This window comes from Bifidobacterium psychraerophilum (genome assembly GCF_000741705.1).
Classification (GTDB): Bacteria; Actinomycetota; Actinomycetes; order Actinomycetales; family Bifidobacteriaceae; genus Bombiscardovia; species Bombiscardovia psychraerophila.
This window is the reverse complement of record NZ_JGZI01000010.1, coordinates 35274-52039: the sequence shown is the minus strand read 5'-3', so window position 1 is coordinate 52039 and position 16766 is coordinate 35274. Positions and strand designations below refer to the sequence as shown.

At 58.8% G+C, this 16766-nt stretch carries 13 protein-coding genes; 4 read left to right on the top strand and 9 right to left on the bottom strand.

Annotation, left to right across the window (positions count from 1 at the left end):
* Window positions 1-151: 151 nt before the first annotated feature.
* From BPSY_RS11970 to BPSY_RS07385, 7 genes are all read right to left on the bottom strand, one after another.
* Window positions 152-2938, bottom strand: a complete 2787-nt coding sequence (locus BPSY_RS11970; protein ID WP_033497562.1) for a lamin tail domain-containing protein — start codon at window positions 2936-2938, stop codon at window positions 152-154.
* Between the two features lie 347 nt (window positions 2939-3285).
* On the bottom strand, window positions 3286-4278 hold the full coding sequence (locus tag BPSY_RS07410) for a ribokinase (RefSeq protein WP_033497560.1): 993 nt from the start codon (window positions 4276-4278) through the stop codon (window positions 3286-3288).
* Between the two features lie 136 nt (window positions 4279-4414).
* Complete coding sequence (locus BPSY_RS07405; RefSeq protein WP_202961805.1) at window positions 4415-5392, bottom strand: substrate-binding domain-containing protein; 978 nt, start codon at window positions 5390-5392, stop codon at window positions 4415-4417.
* Window positions 5393-5501: 109 nt separating this feature from the next.
* Window positions 5502-6461, bottom strand: a complete 960-nt coding sequence (locus BPSY_RS07400; RefSeq protein ID WP_033497556.1) for an ABC transporter permease — start codon at window positions 6459-6461, stop codon at window positions 5502-5504.
* Window position 6462: 1 nt separating this feature from the next.
* Complete coding sequence (locus BPSY_RS07395; protein WP_033497554.1) at window positions 6463-7947, bottom strand: sugar ABC transporter ATP-binding protein; 1485 nt, start codon at window positions 7945-7947, stop codon at window positions 6463-6465.
* Between the two features lie 42 nt (window positions 7948-7989).
* Window positions 7990-8388, bottom strand: a complete 399-nt coding sequence (gene rbsD, locus BPSY_RS07390; RefSeq protein ID WP_033497553.1) for a D-ribose pyranase — start codon at window positions 8386-8388, stop codon at window positions 7990-7992.
* Window positions 8389-9147: 759 nt separating this feature from the next.
* Window positions 9148-10179 carry a LacI family DNA-binding transcriptional regulator gene (locus BPSY_RS07385; protein WP_033497552.1) on the bottom strand — a complete coding sequence of 344 codons (1032 nt, stop codon included), beginning with the start codon at window positions 10177-10179 and terminating at the stop codon, window positions 9148-9150.
* Between the two features lie 398 nt (window positions 10180-10577).
* On the opposite strand from BPSY_RS07385, the gene BPSY_RS07380 reads away from it, so the two are divergent.
* Window positions 10578-11111, top strand: coding sequence for a dihydrofolate reductase family protein (locus BPSY_RS07380; RefSeq protein ID WP_033497550.1), 534 nt, complete (start codon window positions 10578-10580; stop codon window positions 11109-11111).
* A 131-nt stretch (window positions 11112-11242) separates the two neighbouring features.
* On the opposite strand, the gene BPSY_RS07375 is transcribed toward BPSY_RS07380, so the two are convergent.
* Window positions 11243-11728, bottom strand: a complete 486-nt coding sequence (locus BPSY_RS07375) for an Lrp/AsnC family transcriptional regulator (protein ID WP_033497549.1) — start codon at window positions 11726-11728, stop codon at window positions 11243-11245.
* A gap of 54 nt (window positions 11729-11782) precedes the next feature.
* Here BPSY_RS07375 and BPSY_RS07370 point away from each other — a divergent pair, with 54 nt between their 5' ends.
* Window positions 11783-12667 carry a PhzF family phenazine biosynthesis protein gene (locus BPSY_RS07370; protein WP_202961804.1) on the top strand — a complete coding sequence of 295 codons (885 nt, stop codon included), beginning with the start codon at window positions 11783-11785 and terminating at the stop codon, window positions 12665-12667.
* A 401-nt stretch (window positions 12668-13068) separates the two neighbouring features.
* Here the strand turns inward: BPSY_RS07370 and BPSY_RS07365 are convergent, their stop codons facing one another.
* Window positions 13069-13953, bottom strand: a complete 885-nt coding sequence (locus tag BPSY_RS07365) for a LysR family transcriptional regulator (protein WP_160247986.1) — start codon at window positions 13951-13953, stop codon at window positions 13069-13071.
* A gap of 114 nt (window positions 13954-14067) precedes the next feature.
* On the opposite strand from BPSY_RS07365, the gene BPSY_RS07360 reads away from it, so the two are divergent.
* Window positions 14068-15720, top strand: coding sequence for a malolactic enzyme (locus BPSY_RS07360; RefSeq protein ID WP_033497576.1), 1653 nt, complete (start codon window positions 14068-14070; stop codon window positions 15718-15720).
* Window positions 15721-15727: 7 nt separating this feature from the next.
* The gene (locus BPSY_RS07355; protein WP_033497545.1) at window positions 15728-16684 is read left to right on the top strand and encodes an AEC family transporter; all 957 of its coding nucleotides are present in this window, start codon (window positions 15728-15730) and stop codon (window positions 16682-16684) included.
* The last annotated feature ends 82 nt before the right edge of the window (window positions 16685-16766 follow it).

Sequence of the window (16766 nt, the reverse complement as noted above, 5' to 3'; positions counted from 1 at the left end):
ATGGGCACGTCTTCAAGGAGAGCCTGTGAATGCCGGCAAAGAGCGTGGCGTTTCCCTCCATCTTCACTGTGGGCACACGAAGTCGTGCAGGACTATCGTCCATGCATGACTCGTTGATGCCTTACTCGTTGATGCATGACTCGTGCATCCGCTACTTGTTGATGGATGAATCCTTCGCGGACGAATCATTCGATGCGCGCAATCGGATGCCTCCGCGAAGCGCCATCAGCATCACGGCCAGTGCCACGAGCACTCCGGCGAGGATGGATGCCTCCGCCAGATCGCTGCCGGTTGTGGCCAGCAGTCCCTTCCCGGTGCTGCCGGATGTGGTACTGCCGGATGTGCCGGCATTCTCCGTGGTGCTTCCCGTCGCGGCACCCTGCTGCCCGGTCTGCGACTGTGTCTGGGTGCCATCGCCGCACAGCATATAGCCTGTGCGCAGGGAATGTCCCTGGCTGACGCCGTCATCACTCCAATAGACGGGCTTGTAGCGTTTCCCGGTGGCTCCACCTGCGACGCTTGCGCATTGCGCATCGGGTGTGATGGCGAATCCTTCGGTGTTCTGACCGGCGATCTCAGCCGGTGTCGCCATCAGCGATGTGAGCGCGAAACCGGTGCCGCTGAGTGTGTATGTGGCGATCATCGCACCACTTCCCGAATCATTGTCACCTTGGGCGAGCAGCTGCTGATGTTCGCCGTCCCAGGTCAGATCACGCGGACCGCTGTAACCCGCGTTGATCGCGGCTTGCGGCAGTGAGATGTCCTGCACGAGGGTGACCGTGCCGTCATCCGCCAGGGCGAATGCGTAGATATGCCCGTTCTTCTCTATGGCCGCCAGGAAGAGGCCGGCGTAGGAGTTCTTGTAGTCGGCGGGGCGATACACTCCCCCGTCACGCGTGGTGAATCCGTGCGCCGTCAGATATGAATCCGGAACGTAGGCGACTCCTTCAACACCAAGGTTCGCGTCGTCACCTTCCGCGAAGGTCAATCCCGCTGTTGCGAGTTCACCGCTGAGATTCCATTCCTGCGATGCGGTCATATCCTGCGCCCCATCACCGTTCGTGTCGGTGGTGGTGCTCTTGGCATCGTATTTGAGGATGGATGGGCGGGGCACCTTCTTGTTCTCGTTGTCGCGTTCCGCGCCGATGAATATGCCGGAATCCGAGGAGTTGTTGATCAGTGTGATGCCCTCGGCATCGACGCCGCCCGTGCCGTCCTTGAAATGCAGCTGCTTGCCGCCCTTGCTGATGCCATCGAGCGTGAAACTCCAACCGTCACTTGAGTCCTGCTTCAGGCCGCTGCCGTCGCTGACGAACTTGTTGATCGATCCCGCGCCCTTCGGACCGGTGATGCCCAGCGTCGGGTTGAGATCGTTATCGGCGCCCCACAAGGTTTTGCTGGCGTTCTCGTAGACGAGACCGGAGAGGTTACCATCGGTATGTTCACCGTCGCTGCTCACCGCGCCGAAGCTGTTCTCCTGGTCGAGCGTGGACACCATCGACAGCCCGGCCCACTTGCTCACAGTCATCGCATTATCACTCGGCGTGGGGGTTACCGCCCCGTCACCCTGGATATCCATCCCGTCGGCATCGGTGTTGGCGACATACACGACATCGCCGTCATCGCCGCTCCACGAGAATTGGAGCACGAGCGTGCCCGAGGCATTGTACACACGGACCTTGTCGCTTTTGCCGAGTCCGAATGGCAGCGTTCCGGTGCTGATCTGCGAACCGGCTTTGATCACCGCGTCATCCGCGAAGCTGTAGATGTGTGAATCATCCGAATCCCTGAGCGTCCAGGCGGCAAGGCTGGTGTCCGTTTTCGCCTTGGAGCCCAGGATCACGGTGTCGCTGCCGACATCGATGCTTTTCAGGAATATGGCCGTGGCTGAATCCTTGATGATATTGTCCGTGCTCTCCTCGGTGTTGGAGGCGCCCTGCTCAGACATATCGCTGTGCTTATCGTTGATCGTGAAGACGGCGCCGCTGTTCGTCGTCGTCCATGCGAATTTCAGCACCTGACGTCCGCTCGCGTCGAATACGCGCACCGAGTCATCCTTGCCGAGTCCGATGCCCGGAACGGAAAGGTCGATTGATGCTTCACCCCCGGCCGCGATGACGGAGCCCTGCCCGATCGTATAGATATGGTCGGCCGTGTCCTTGTTGTCACGGATGGTCCAGCCGCTGATATCGGTGTTGCCGCTCGCCCCGGAGGCTATGGTCACCACGTCGGTGGCGATGTTGATGCTTTTCAGGTAGAGGCCTGTTGTGGAATCCGCAACCCCATCGTTATCCGCAATCGTGCCATCATCATCAGAATCCGAACCGTCCGACTGCCCGGGATTGGCTTCGCCAGGAGTCGGCGTATCGGAGAGTGCGAAGGAGCCGTCGGCCTGGCGAACCCATGATTGGGTGTCGCTCATCTCACTGACACCCGTGGTGCTGGCATCCCAGACCGTAGAATCCACAACATCGGCGTCAACGAAATCACCGCTGCTGGTGGTCAGATACACGCTGTCGGCATCCGATCCGAGCCCCGGTTCGGCGGTGTCCGGATCGATATAGACCACCAGATACCCACCGGCCTTGATGACGGTGTCGGTCACCACAACCGCGCTGGTGCCGATCGTGTAATGCTTCTTCGCTTTTTTGCCGCTGTCGTATATACCCCAACCCTTGACGTCCACATCGCCTGAGGTGGTGTTCTTCAACTCCACCCAATCGCAACGCTTGTCATCGGCATCACCCGCGGCCTTGGTATTGCCCGCGAAGACCTCGTTGATCTCGACCTTGGCGTTTTCCCCCGTAACCGTTGAGGCCGCATTCGCGGTGCCGACGCCGATTCCCGCCGCAGCACCTATCCCGAGTCCGGCCATCATCGTGACGGTGGCCAGCAGCAGGGCTCCCACCCTGTTCCCGTGTGTGTTGTTCATATTCATACTTGAGTTCCCTCATGCTCAGGTAAGCATCACGACCACGCTCCGGCACTGATCACAGTGGTACTGTTCAGCATGCTGTTCGGAGCATGCTGAACAGGGAGGTATCGATGCATAACATGAACAGGCTAGAAGTCCTGAGAGAATCCATGAGGAAGACGATATGAACGCTTGGTGAACTATGCGGGTCACCGGCGCATCGGCATGCCGGCTCACCAGCTCACCAGCCGACCAAGCTCACCAGCTCACCAGCTCACCAGCTCACCAAGCATTCGGCCGGCCAGCCGATGGGGCTGGCCGGCTGATGAGCCGAGCCGGTGGCGATATCAAGGCGGCATATAAGGGATCGTTCACATCCTGAATTGCCCAAGAATCTGCTGCGGGCTGCCGTATGAGGTCTGCGCACCGAGACCGGTGGCAGCGTATGCGGCGACGTAGGCGGCCAGTCTGGCCGACTCCAACAGACTGAGGTCGGCTGCCAGGCCGCCGAGTATGGCGCCCATGAAGGCATCGCCGCAACCGGTGGTGTCGACCGCCCGCACCGTGACCGAGGGAATCATCACGAATTCCCCAAGCCCATCCTTGTAGGACAGTATGCATGAACCTTCCGCACCGAGCGTCACGATAGCCTCGTCGAAACCGCTGGCATGCATTCGCAATGCCACATCCGGCCAATCGATGGAGGACCAGTCTCCATTCGCAGGAGGCTGTATGCCAAGATATTGCGCCATCTCATGCTCGTTGACGAGCAGGATGTCCGCATTGTCCACCAGCTCCTGCGGAAGCTCCTTCTGGAAGGGCGAATTGTTGAGCAGCACCGTGACACCCGCCTGGTGGGCGATTGTGGCCGCCTGCACCACGGCCGGCATCGGTGATTCCAGACACAGGCCGAGCGTCCGGGATGCGGTGATATCCGAAGCGGCTGCGGTCACGTAATCCGCATCCACCTTGGCGTTCGAGCCTGCCGAATACACGATGACGTTCTCGGCATGGGAGTCAACGGTGATGACCGTCGTTCCGCTCGGCCCCGGTTTGTGAGCCACCCCGGAGACATCCACACCGGCTTTGCGCAGCTCGTTGAGGAGGAAGTCGGCATTGGCGTCGTCGCCGACCGCACCAAGCATGATCACACGCGTGCCTATCCGTGCCGCGGCACTCGCCTGATTCGCGGACTTGCCGCCGGCGAGAATCTGAAGCGGACCTCCCTTCACCGTCTCACCCGGGAGCGGGAGCCGTTCGGTCTCCACAGTGTAATCGGCGTTCATCGAGCCGATGACGGTTACGCTCTCACTACTGTTGGCCACACGCTCGAAAGCGGAGCGAATCTCTTCATTCGTCTTCATATGCGCTCAACATTCCTTTCTTCCATCCGACAAGCAACCACACTATCCCCAGACGGCGGGCGGGCCGGACTCCACGGTGTCGTGCTGGAATCCGGCCCGCCGCACGTGGGCCACGCCTTTGACGGGCGAAGTCCGTCTACCACTGGTATTCGTCTGCGTTATCCTTCGTGACCAGGTAGATCGGTGAGTTGATGGTCTTCTCGACCTTCTTGCCATTGAAGTGGTCGTATGCCGCCTGCAGTGCCATCTGTCCGATCTTGGCGGGCTGCTGGGCGACGGTTGCGGTCACCGTGCCGTTTTTGATGGCGGTATGGGTTTCGGATTCACCGTCGATGCCGAAGATGCCGATCTCCTGCCCGGATGCCTGCACGGCTTTCATCGCGCCAAGCGCCATCTCATCATTCTGCGCGAAGATGGCCTTCACATCCTTATTGGCCTGAAGCATGTTCTGCGTGGTGTTCAGGGCCGTGGTCCTATCGAAGTTGGCTGATTGGCTGGATACGACGTCGAGACCGAGCTTCTTCGCCTCGTTGTTGAATCCGTTGCCGCGGTCGATCGTGGAGGATGCGCCGGGGGTTCCTGAGAGTTCGAGGACCTTGGCGTCGTTCCCGAAGGCTTTGGCCACGGCCTGCGCGGCCATCTTGCCCGCTTCGACGTTGTCGGATGCGACGGTCGAGAGCACCGTGCCGCCATTCGCTCCACGGTCCATGGCGATGACCGGGATCCCCGCATTGTTCGCGGATTTGATCGCCGGGACGATGGAATCGGAGTCCACCGGGTTGACGAGAATCGCATCGACGTTCTGGCTCACGAAGTTCTGCACATTGTTGAGCTGTGTGGATGCGTCGTTCTGCGCGTCCGCCACGGTCACCTTGGTGCCGTTCTTCTTGGCCATGGCCTGAATCGCCTCATCCATTGAGACGAAATAGGGGTTGTTCGTCGTCGATATGGACACCCCGATGCTCAGCTCGCTGGGGGATTTCTTCGCCGCGGAGCTGGCGTTGTCCGCGGTGCCGAGTCCGGTCTGACCGCAGGCGCTGAGGCCTGCGAACAAGGCCACCGAGGCGATGGCGGCGACTGCTTTGATACCTGTTTTCATGGTTAGCGACTTCATTGTTTCTTCCCACTTTCTTCCTGACGACACTGATTTAGTGCCGCCGAATAGGTAATGCTTGATTGCGTGATGACTGATTGCGTGATGACTGATTGGGCGGTGCTTCCTGTCACATCCGGAGGGATTTGCGGTTTCTCAATACGTCGATGAGCACGGCGACCAGAATGACCACACCTTCGACCACCTGCTGCCAGAAGGCGGATACCCCGATGATGTTGAGTCCGTTGTTGAGCACACCGATGATCAGCACGCCGATCATCGTGCCCGTCAGACGTCCTTTGCCACCCATCAGACTGGTTCCGCCAAGGACCACGGCGGCGATGGCGAACATCTCGTAGCCGCTGCCGGCCTGAGGGGTCGCCGAGGAGAGACGCGATGTGATGACCAGTCCGGAAAGCGCCGACATCGCGCCGGAGATCGTGTAGATGGCCACCTTGACCCTGTTGGACTGCACACCTGCGATGTATGCGGCTTTTTCATTGCCACCCAAGGCGTACACCGACTTGCCGAATGATGTTTTGTGCAGCAGCACAAAAAGCAGGGCGAAAGCGATGATCATGATGATGACCGGGAATGGTATGCCGAACAGGTATCCCTGACCGATGAAGGCCAGGAAGAAACCGTCCATCTTATTGGTGAGCGGATTGCCGTTGGTGAATACGAGCGTCAGACCACGGTAGGCCATCTGCGTGGCCAGCGTGACGATGAATGGCGCCATCTTGCCGTAGGCGATGAAGAATCCGTTGACCGCACCGAGGAAGGCACCGATCACCAGGCAGAGGAACACGGCAAGCGGCAGCGGCATGCCGGCTCCGATCATTCCTGCGGCCAGCGCGCTGGACAGTGCGAGTATCGCCCCGACGGAGAGATCGATGCCGCCGGTGAGGATGACGAAGGTCATGCCGAAGGCGATGAAGCCGTTCGCCGTCACCTGCAACAGCAGATTCAGCAGGTTGTTGGCCGTGAAGAAGTTCGGATTGATGAAGGTGATGATGACCATCAATATGACGAGAGCGGCGAGCGTGGTCAGACTGCTGAACCTTTTGCTCAGGTTTCCAAGTGATTTCATCTTATTCTCCCAACGTTGCGAGTTGCATGACTTGTTCTTGCGTGGCACCTTTGCCGGGAAGCTGGCCCGCGATCGTTCCTTCGTGCATGACGATGATGCGATCGCTGATGCCGAGGACCTCAGGAAGGTCGGAGGACACCATGACGATGGCCACGCCACGTCCCGCCAGCTCATTCATCAGTTCGTAGATCTCTCGTTTGGCACCGACGTCCACACCGCGTGTGGGCTCGTCGAGGATCAGCACTTTGGGCGAGATTCCCACCCATTTGGCCATAACGACCTTCTGCTGGTTGCCTCCTGAAAGGTCGGAGACGAGCTGCTCGTCACTGGTCGCCTTCACCGAGAGACGATTGATCAGGTCTCGGACGAATATGGCCGCGGCTTTGGCGTTGTAGAGGCCTCGGCGAACGAAACTGTCCTTCTTCGGGAGGACGACGTTTTCACGAATCGAGAAGTCCAGGATCAGACCTTCCGTTTTCCGGTCTTCGGTCAGGAATCCGATGCCGTGTCTGATGGCGTCAACGGGTTTGCGGATCCTGAGCTGCTTCCCGTTCAGCGTGACCGTGCCTGATTTCAGCTTGTCGATGCCGAAAATCGCACGCATCACTTCCGTGCGTCCGGCTCCCATCAGACCAGAGAATGCGAGGATCTCCCCTGCCCGGACTTCGAAGGAGATGTCCTCGAACAACCCTCCCGCGCTGTTGAGATGCGAGACGCTGAATATGACATCACCGATCGGGGTGTCCTTGCGGGGATAGTAATCGGTTATCTCACGGCCGACCATCTTACGGACCAACTCATCGACGTTGGTCTCGGCTGTCGGCTTGGTATCGATGATCTGACCGTCACGCATCACCGTCACGAATTGCGAGACCTTGAAGATCTCCTCCATGCGGTGCGAGATGTAGACGATGCCGACGCCCTTCGCCTTCAGTGTTTCGATGACGGCGAAGAGTCGATTGGTTTCGCGTTCGGTCAAGGCTGCGGTCGGTTCGTCCATGATGAGGATTTTCAGATTTGCGAGAAAGCTCTTCGCGATTTCGATCATCTGCTGCTGCCCGACGGAAAGCGTGCCGATCAAGGTGTCCAGGGGGATGTTGACGCCAAGCTGCTTGAAGGCATCCTTGGCCCTGGCCTTCATCTCCTTGTTGTTGAGCAGTCCCCCGGCACGTTTGATCTCCCTGCCGAGGAAGAGGTTTTCAAGCACGGTCATATCCGGCCATGAATTCATTTCCTGATGGATGAAACTGATGCCGAACAGTTCCGCCTCTTTGGGGTTCGCGAAGGATTTCGTTTCACCGTCAATACTGATCTGGCCCCCGGTGGCCGGGAACAGGCCGGTCAACACGTTCATCAGCGTCGACTTTCCCGCTCCGTTCTCCCCCATCAATGCATGGACCTCACCGGAATTCAGGGTGAGGTTGATATCTTTAAGCACCTGATTGGAACCGAATGATTTTGCGATATGCGTCATTTCGATTTTCATAGCTGCCCTTTCTTGTGATGCGCCCTCGTGAGCCGCCAGGCCCTAGATGGTCACACCCGATTGAAGGATGATGTTTGAATACGCAGTCGCCTCACCACTTCGTACGACGGCTTTGCATTGCGCTGTACGCGCTTTGAGCTCTTCATGCGTGATGAACACGACTGCCGTCGTCGGCGGCAGTTTGCCGAGTATGGCACTGAGCTGTTCGGGGTTTTCCGACTTGATCTCCTCTGCGAGAAACACCTTCTCAACCACCACATGCTCCAGGTACACATCGAGCACCTGCTGGAAACCAGGTTCGCCGCGGGTTAGGGCCAGGTCGATCTTCTCCACTCCCTTGGGAACGGGCAGACCCAAATCGCCTATGCACACCGTATCTGTATGACCGAGATCATCAGCGATTTTTGCAAGATCGCTGTTCAGAATTCCTGTCTTCTTCATCGTAAGACTCCATAACACCATTGTCAGAAATAGATTGATATATCGTTATATCAATGTGCTATTAATCGTATGCATCGGGGCCGGGTTTGTCAATTCGACACACGTTCTGCGCCCGTGGGAATGCGGCTGGGATGACGCGAACAAAAGCGTTGCCGTCCAGACACGTCCTGTGCCTATGGGAATGCGGCAGGGAGGGCACGGCTGTCGGCGGGATGTTCGGGGACGCGTCCCAAGCACACGCGGGATGCGGCCTGCATGCCGTATCGCGGATTCTGCGACTGCATGGGTGTGCGCTGCCGGCTCGCCGCCCGGTCTGTGTCTCGGACAGCAGGCGCGGTGCCCGGCGCAAGTGCATCCCGCTACGTGCTATCTGAGACATGGCGTCCGGCATACGCTCCATCAGGCATGCGGTCTGTCAAGCACGTGGTCTGCCAAACATGTGACGCTCACCGAGTGCCGATTGAGGCACATCGACCGGCATATGCCCCGCGCCCACAACCTTGGTCGGGGCACGTGTTGCCCGACATACGGCCTACTCCACTGAAGCGGCACTTGGAATGAAGGTGATTGTTCGAAGACCAGAGAGTGATAACCGCCACGGGCCTCTCAACACGAGGTCATCTGCTTCAGACCACTCGGATAATCCGGACGGCTCATGTAGCCCAGCGCTTCAGACAGCAAAACGTTTCAAACAGCTCAGGCGCTTCAGAGAATTCAAACGACTCAAACGCCTCCGGGATCGGAAACAGTCGTATCGCGCTATCTGGGATCAGCCGAGAAATCCACCATCGACTCACGCGCAATCAATTCGGTCGGAATCCTCAGGTTTTCGGCGCGATTGGGACCGGGATGCGAGGAGTTCTTCGCCCGCATCAACCCCAGGAGAGTGCGGGCCCCCCGAACACCCATCGTGATCACCTGTTGCGAAATCACGGAGATGGCCGGGGTCGCCAGCTCGAAAAGCGGAATGTCATCGAAACTGATCATCGACACATCCTTGCCGATGACCAGACCATGATCGCGGAAATAGCCGATGGCGACCAAGGCATCCGGCGAATACCCGAAGATGAAGGTCCGCACCCCCCGGTCAAGCAGACCGGTTATCGCGCTGAGCGCGTCGGTCGGCTCGGCGATAACGGCCCCATCATCACCCAGGAGCTCGGCCGCGACCGACGCGAACACATCCTGACGTTCCTTGAGGCTCGGTGATTCCGCAATAGGACCGTGCACAAAACCGATGCTGCTATGTCCCAGGGCCCGGGCTGATTGGATCGCCTTCTCGATACCGGGCAATGGGTCGGAATCGATAAGGGGAATATGGGAGTCCTGCCCGATGCCGCTGATGCTTCGATCCAGAAACACCACCGGCAGATCGGTTTCCAGGAAGCGCTTGAGCCCCGGCGATATCGTGCCCTGCGGAACGATGATCGTGCCGTCGATCCGTTGGGAAAGCAGGGATCTGAGAAAAGTGTCCTGGCCTTTGACGCTTTCCCCCGAGGAGCCGATCAGGCAGACGTAGCCGTTCTTGGACAGTTCCTCGGTGACCGCCGAAATCAACGAGGCGAAATACGAGTTGCGGATATCCGGCACCAGCAGACCGATGGTTTTGGTCAGACTCGATCGCATCGAGCGGGCCGCCGAATTGGGGATGTAATTCAGTTTCGCTATGGCATCCAGAACCCGCTGACGTGTGGCATCCGATATGCGTCCGGTGTTGTTCAGAACCTGTGAGACGGCGGGCACCGAGACCTCCGCCTCCTGAGCCACCTCTTTAATCGTCACGTAGCTCATATGCCCTGCCTTTCGACGCCCATGTCGGTGATATTACCAGTGCGGGAACCACCGTATCGCGAGCCGTGCACCCTCGCCGTCAGCGGTATCCCACCCATGGTCTGGAACCGCCGCGCTGATGTCCCATTTGCCGGGCCGGAAGTCTCCAAGCGATGGATCCTTCAGCCGGTTCCCATGCCGGGCGGTTGCCACGCTAGGCGGCTCCTCATATCCCTATCCATCCAGCGGCATCCGTGTGGGATTCTCGCCGACCTCAGGTGGGCGGCTTCGATTCCCGAAGTTCTTCATTATCGAGGATTTTCTCGAAAGCCCCTGACATCCATGTCTGCATGTGCCTTGCCCGCTGACAGCGCTTGCTTGTCCCGCACAGCCAGCGCCGCACCACGTAGGATGTCACTATGACGACACATTTCTATACGGCGTCAAGCCTTGATGGCTTCATCGCAACGCCGCAGGATTCCCTTGAATGGCTGTTCGCACAGCACTTCGATCAGGAAGGGCCGATGTCCTACGAATCATTCATCCCGGGAATCGGCGCACTCGTGATGGGCAGATCAACCTACCAATGGCTGCTCAAGCATCAGGACACTTGGGAATACTCACAGCCCACCTGGGTGTTCACCCACCGGCAACTACCCGGGATCGAAAGAGCCGACATCCGTTTCATCAGCGACGATGTCGGGTCGTCATTCGCAGACATTCATGCATCCGCCCAAGGCAAGGATATCTGGGTCATGGGAGGCGGTGACCTCGCCGGCCAATTCGCCGATGCGGGTCATCTGGATGAACTCTGGATCCAGCTCGCACCCGTCACTTTGGGCAGCGGCAAAGCCCTGCTCCCCCGGAACCTGCAACTCGAACTGCTGGACACATCCAGAAACGATGATTTCGTCTGCGCGCATTACCGCGTGCTCGGCAAACTCGGCGCATAGGCACCGGCAGCCACCCCACGGACCGAACTCATAACAGAACTCATACCATAAGGCATGACTCCGCTCACCCCACCTAAGTCCCAGAGGCAATCAGGTCGATCACCCTCTTGCAGCGTGCCCTCAATAAACCGTTATTCGAAGGTCGCAGTTGCGGCGTCGTAGGCGCTGCTTTTGATGAGTCTCATGGTGGGATACGACTCGATGCGCCGGACCGCGGGCAGCGGGTACATCCTCTCGGACTGGAAACGCTCGTAGGCACCCCCATCGGCGACCTCGACACGGATCAGATAATCCACCGGCCCATACAGGCGCCGGACCTCGGTGACCTCGTCATAGGATGCGACGGCCGCCTCGAACTGCTCCACGATCCGCTGGCTGGTGCCGATGATCTCCACCTGCATGTACACGCAGAAAGACCGCCCGGCCGCCACCGGGTCGATGCGGGCCCTGTAGCCGGTGATCACACCCTCGGCCTCCAACCGCCTGACCCGGCGCAGGCACGGGGCCGGCGTCAGACCAACCCGTGCCGCCAGATCCACATTGCTCACACGCGCATCCCGGACCAGGACATCGATAATTGCCCGATCTATGCCATCCACATTATGTTCATTGCCCACAAACGGATTTTACCATCACGAAAGGCAATCAAAACGCCCGCCAACGGCTATACAATGACCAGCATAGAGACCACACACAGAAAGGCCGCACCCATGCCACGCACCCGCCCATTCGCCCAGGTCGACGTCTTCTCCCCCGAAGCCTACGGGGGCAACCCCCTGGCCGTCATCGTCGACGCCGAAGGCATGAGCGAGCAGGACATGCAACGGATCGCGCGCTGGACCAACCTGTCGGAGACCACCTTCATCCTGCCCCCCACCAGCAACGAGGCCGACTACCGCCTGCGGATCTTCACCCCCGGCGGCGAACTCCCCTTCGCCGGGCACCCCACCCTGGGATCCGCCCACGCCTGGCTCGAACACGGCGGCACACCCCACGACCCCGAACGCATCATCCAGGAATGCCGGGCCGGGATGATCCCCATCCGGCCCGACGACAACGGCACCCTCTCCTTCGCCGCGCCGCCCACCACCCGCACCGGCCCACTCGAACACGAGTTCCTCGAACGGATCGTGGACGCCTTCGGCATCGACCCCTCACAGGTCAGCGCCCACCAATGGGTCGACAACGGGCCCGGCTGGGCCGTCCTGCGACTGGCCACCGCCCAGGAGGTCCTCGACCTCGACCCCGACCTCTCACGCATACCCGACGCGATGGTCGGCGCCATCGGCGCCTACCCGCCAGGCTCACCCGCCGCCTTCGAGATGCGCACCTTCGCCCCACGCGTCGGCGTGAAGGAAGACCCCGTATGCGGATCCATGAACGCCTCCGTGGGCCAATGGCTCGCACGCACCGGAGAAACCACCCACCCCTACACCATCTCCCAAGGCACCACACTCGGCCGCACCGGACGCATCACCATCACCCCCGGCACCAACGGCACCATCTGGATCGGCGGCAACACAACCACCCTATTCAACGGCACCGCACTCGCCTAAACCTGACTTCGGCGCGATTGAAGTCTGCCGAACGCAACAACGACCATCCCCGCTGCAGGATGGCCGTTGTGCTTTCTGCGGAGCCCTGAAGCTGCATATTGACGAATGATCGCACCGGGCATCTTATGCGTGCATACCCAACTGCCTCACGGATTTTGGCAAGCAGGGCTTTGAAGGTATCTCGATGTAGCCGTCCCTGAGATGCATCCCTGCATGCAACGAAGGTGGTGACATCAGCCGAGCTTGGCCAGTTCGGCTTGCCGGTGGTGGAATCGCAGCATGCCGGGTTCGTGACGCGTGGTTCGTGATGTGGGATGCGACATGCGAGATGCCTTATTCGGCATGCACCCTCGACATGTCACTGCACCGTGCGGCGGTAAAAATCCGTTGGGGGTACGCGATTATTCTTGGACGCTGCGTTGTATTGTTGCGGCGATGTCGTCAAGCAGTGCGATATTCGTGTGCTGCTGTGTGACGAGCGAGATGTTGAATTGGGGCGTTTTCGCCTCGCTGATCGTTTTGGTGATGATTCCCATATCGGGTTGGATTGCGATTCTGGCGAGGAAGCTGATGCCCAGTCCGGCTCTGAGCATGCCGGTGATGAGTTCGATATTGTTGCTCGTGAACATGACGTCCGGGATGAAATCGTGGCGTCTTGCGATATTGCGGAAAGCGGCTTCATGGATGAAGTTCTCATCGAGTGTGATGAAGCGTCTGTGCCGTATCTGCGCGATGGAGACTGATTCCTGGTCGGCCAGCTCATCATCGACGCTCATGGCGATGGTGAATGGCGATTGCAGGAGCGGCACGCTTTCAAGTTTCGGATGTCTGACGCGCTGCGTCGTGCCCAGAAGCGCCATATCCAAGGAATCATCAAGCAGGAGTTTGGTCAGACGGCGGGAACCGACCTCGACCGGATTCACCTTGTCGAGGAGCTGGTTGCGGTCAAGGCTGACGGCGATTTTCGGGAACAGTGCGGAGGCGATAATCGGCGGCAAACCCAACCGGATCTTCTGCGTGGACATCACTTCGACGTCCCGTTTGGCTCTGCGGTATTGCTCAAGAATGGATGATGCCCGGTCGTTGAACAGCAGTCCGCTCGGGGTGAGCGCCAAGCCGTGGTGGGAGGTGTTCCGGGTGACCAAACGGCTTCCGACCTCGGCCTCCAACCGTTTGAGCGCGTAGGAGACGGTGGGCTGGGATACGCCGAAAAGACGAGCGGTCTGGGTCAGACTGCAGGTGCGTGCGATTTCACAGAAGTATTCCAGATCCTTCATATTGGGCATCTGATCCATATGAAACAGTGTAAACGCTCATATAAACCATTTTTATGAAATATGCACTATCTGCTATGTGATTGCTTGCTGACCACTCTTCTTGGATTGACGGAAGGAAGCAACATGAGCGGATTCACAGTATTGAACAACCCCTTCATCAACAAAGGAACCGGGTTCTCCAAGGAAGAAAGGGAAGAATTCGGATTGCAGGGCATGCTGCCGGAAGCGGTCCAGACCCTGGATGAGCAGGTGGACCAGGCATACGAACAGTACAGCGAAAAAACGTCGAATCTTGAGCGACGACTGTTCCTCATGCAAATCTTCGACACCAATCGAACCCTGTTCTACAAACTGTTTTCAGGGCATGTCACGGAGTTCATGCCGGTTGTATACGATCCCACAGTCGCGGAGTCGATCGAACGCTACCACGAGCTGTTCATGCGCCCACAGGATGCGGCATTCCTGTCCATAGACGATCCGGACTCGATCGAGAGCAGATTGCGTCATGCCGCGGACGGACGTGACATTCGCCTGGTGGCCGTCACCGACTCCGAAGGCATCCTAGGGATCGGAGACTGGGGTGTCAACGGCGTGGACATCGTCATAGGCAAGTTGATGGTGTACACGGCCGCCGCGGGCATCGATCCATCCCAAGTGCTGCCGGTCGTGCTGGATGTAGGCACCAACAACCGGGAGCTGGCCGCCAACCCCTGGTATCAGGGCAACAGGCACCAGAGGATTCGAGGCGAGCGCTACTACGATTTCGTCGATCGTTTCGTCCAGGCTGCGGAACTGCAATTCCCGGGGATGCTGCTGCATTGGGAGGACTTCGGCAGGGAGAACGCGCAACATCTGCTGGATATATATCAGCCGAAGATCACGACGTTCAACGATGACGTTCAGGGCACGGGGATCGTGGTGCTGGCCGGCGTTCTGGGTGCCATGGAGATCGCCGGGCAAAGCATCACGGAGCAGAAGGTGATTACCTTCGGTGCAGGTACGGCCGGAGTGGGTATCGCCAACCAACTCATGGACGAGATGATGCGTCAGGGGCTCAGCGAGCAGGAAGCACGGCAGCGTTTCTTCATGGTCGATAAGCAGGGGCTCCTCTTCGAGGACACACCGGGGCTCACACCCGGGCAGAAAGCCTTCGCCCGCCCGAGTTCGGAACGCACGAACGATGCCGATACGAGCGCCCTGCAAGGTGTGATCTCCTTGGTGCATCCAGGAATCATGATCGGCACTTCGACATGCCCCGGATCGTTCACCAAACAGATCGTTCAGGATATGGCCGCGCACTGCGAACGGCCCGTGATCTTCCCGCTTTCCAACCCCACGAAACTGGCGGAAGCCAAAGCCCAGGATCTTATAGAGTGGACCGATGGCAGAGCCCTCGTGGGCACGGGGATACCTGCGGATGATGTCAACTACCACGGTGTCCGCTACCACATCGGTCAGGCGAACAATGCCCTGATGTATCCAGGTCTCGGCCTCGGTCTGATAGCTTCGAAGGCCACTCGCGTCAACGGTGAGATCCTGTCCCGCGCCAGCCATGCCCTCAGCGGCATTGTCAAAACCGACGAAGCGGGTGCCGCGGTATTGCCGCCTGTATCCCGGATCACCGAATTCTCCCGTCGCATAGCGCAGTCCGTCGCGCAAAGCGTCGTGGACCAGGGTCTGAATGCCGAAGCCATTGATGATGTGAGCAAGGCTGTCGAGCGGAGCACCTGGGTCCCGAGTTACGACCACACCCCTACCGACGATCTAAGGTCGTGAGACGAGCATGGTGTTCCTGCAATCCATACAAAGCATCCTCAGCATCATCCTGCTGATCGCACTGGGATATTTCCTCAAGCGCCGGAAGATGATATCCGAAGACTTTGGCGGGAATATCGCCGGGGTCATCACCAAGATCGCCCTACCTGCATCCATCTTCGTTTCGGTGCTCCATTACCTGGATAAGAGTAGTTTGATCTCGCTTTCCGGGGCCTTGATCTTCCCTGCGGTTGCGATCGTCATTGGATACGCGATTGCGTATGCGCTCGTCAAGCTGCTCAAGATACGCAAGGGCAGACGAGGCGTGTTCATGAACGCCGTGGTGAATGCGAACACCATCTTCATAGGACTGCCTCTGAACGTCGCCCTCTTCGGTGAGAAATCCCTGCCCTACTTTTTGGTGTATTACGTCTGCAATACCGTATCCACGTGGGCTTTCGGCGTATTCCTGATATCCAACGACGATCCGGAGGCACAGGAATCGAAATCCGGGCACAAGATCAACATCAGCAAGCTGCTGCCCCCACCGCTTCTGGGATTCATCGTGGCTTTGGTGTTCCTCCTGCTCAGCGTGCCGATACCGCAGTTCGTCAACGCGACTCTCACCTATGTGGGAAACCTCGTGACGCCGCTCTCGCTGATCTACATCGGGATCATTCTTTTTGATTCCGGCATCAGGAACATCACCTTCGACAAAGACACCATCGCGGCTCTGATCGGACGCTTCGTGATCTCGCCGCTGGTTGCGGTGGCGGTGATATATGCAGGGACCAAATATCTTGGATACGATATGGCGACGCTACTACGGCAGACGCTCATCGTCCAGTCAGCGACTCCGGCTCTGGCCGTCCTGCCCATTCTGGCCGCTCAAGCCCACGGGGATGTAAAGTACGCCACTGGCATCGTGGCATCCAGCACCATTTTCTTCGTGATTGTCATCCCCATCCTCATGCAACTGGTGTGAACCATCACGGCCCCTACGACAGCAAGGGACGCTGTTGTAGGGGCCGCGCTCATACGGGGCATCCCTCCACTGAAGGATGCCC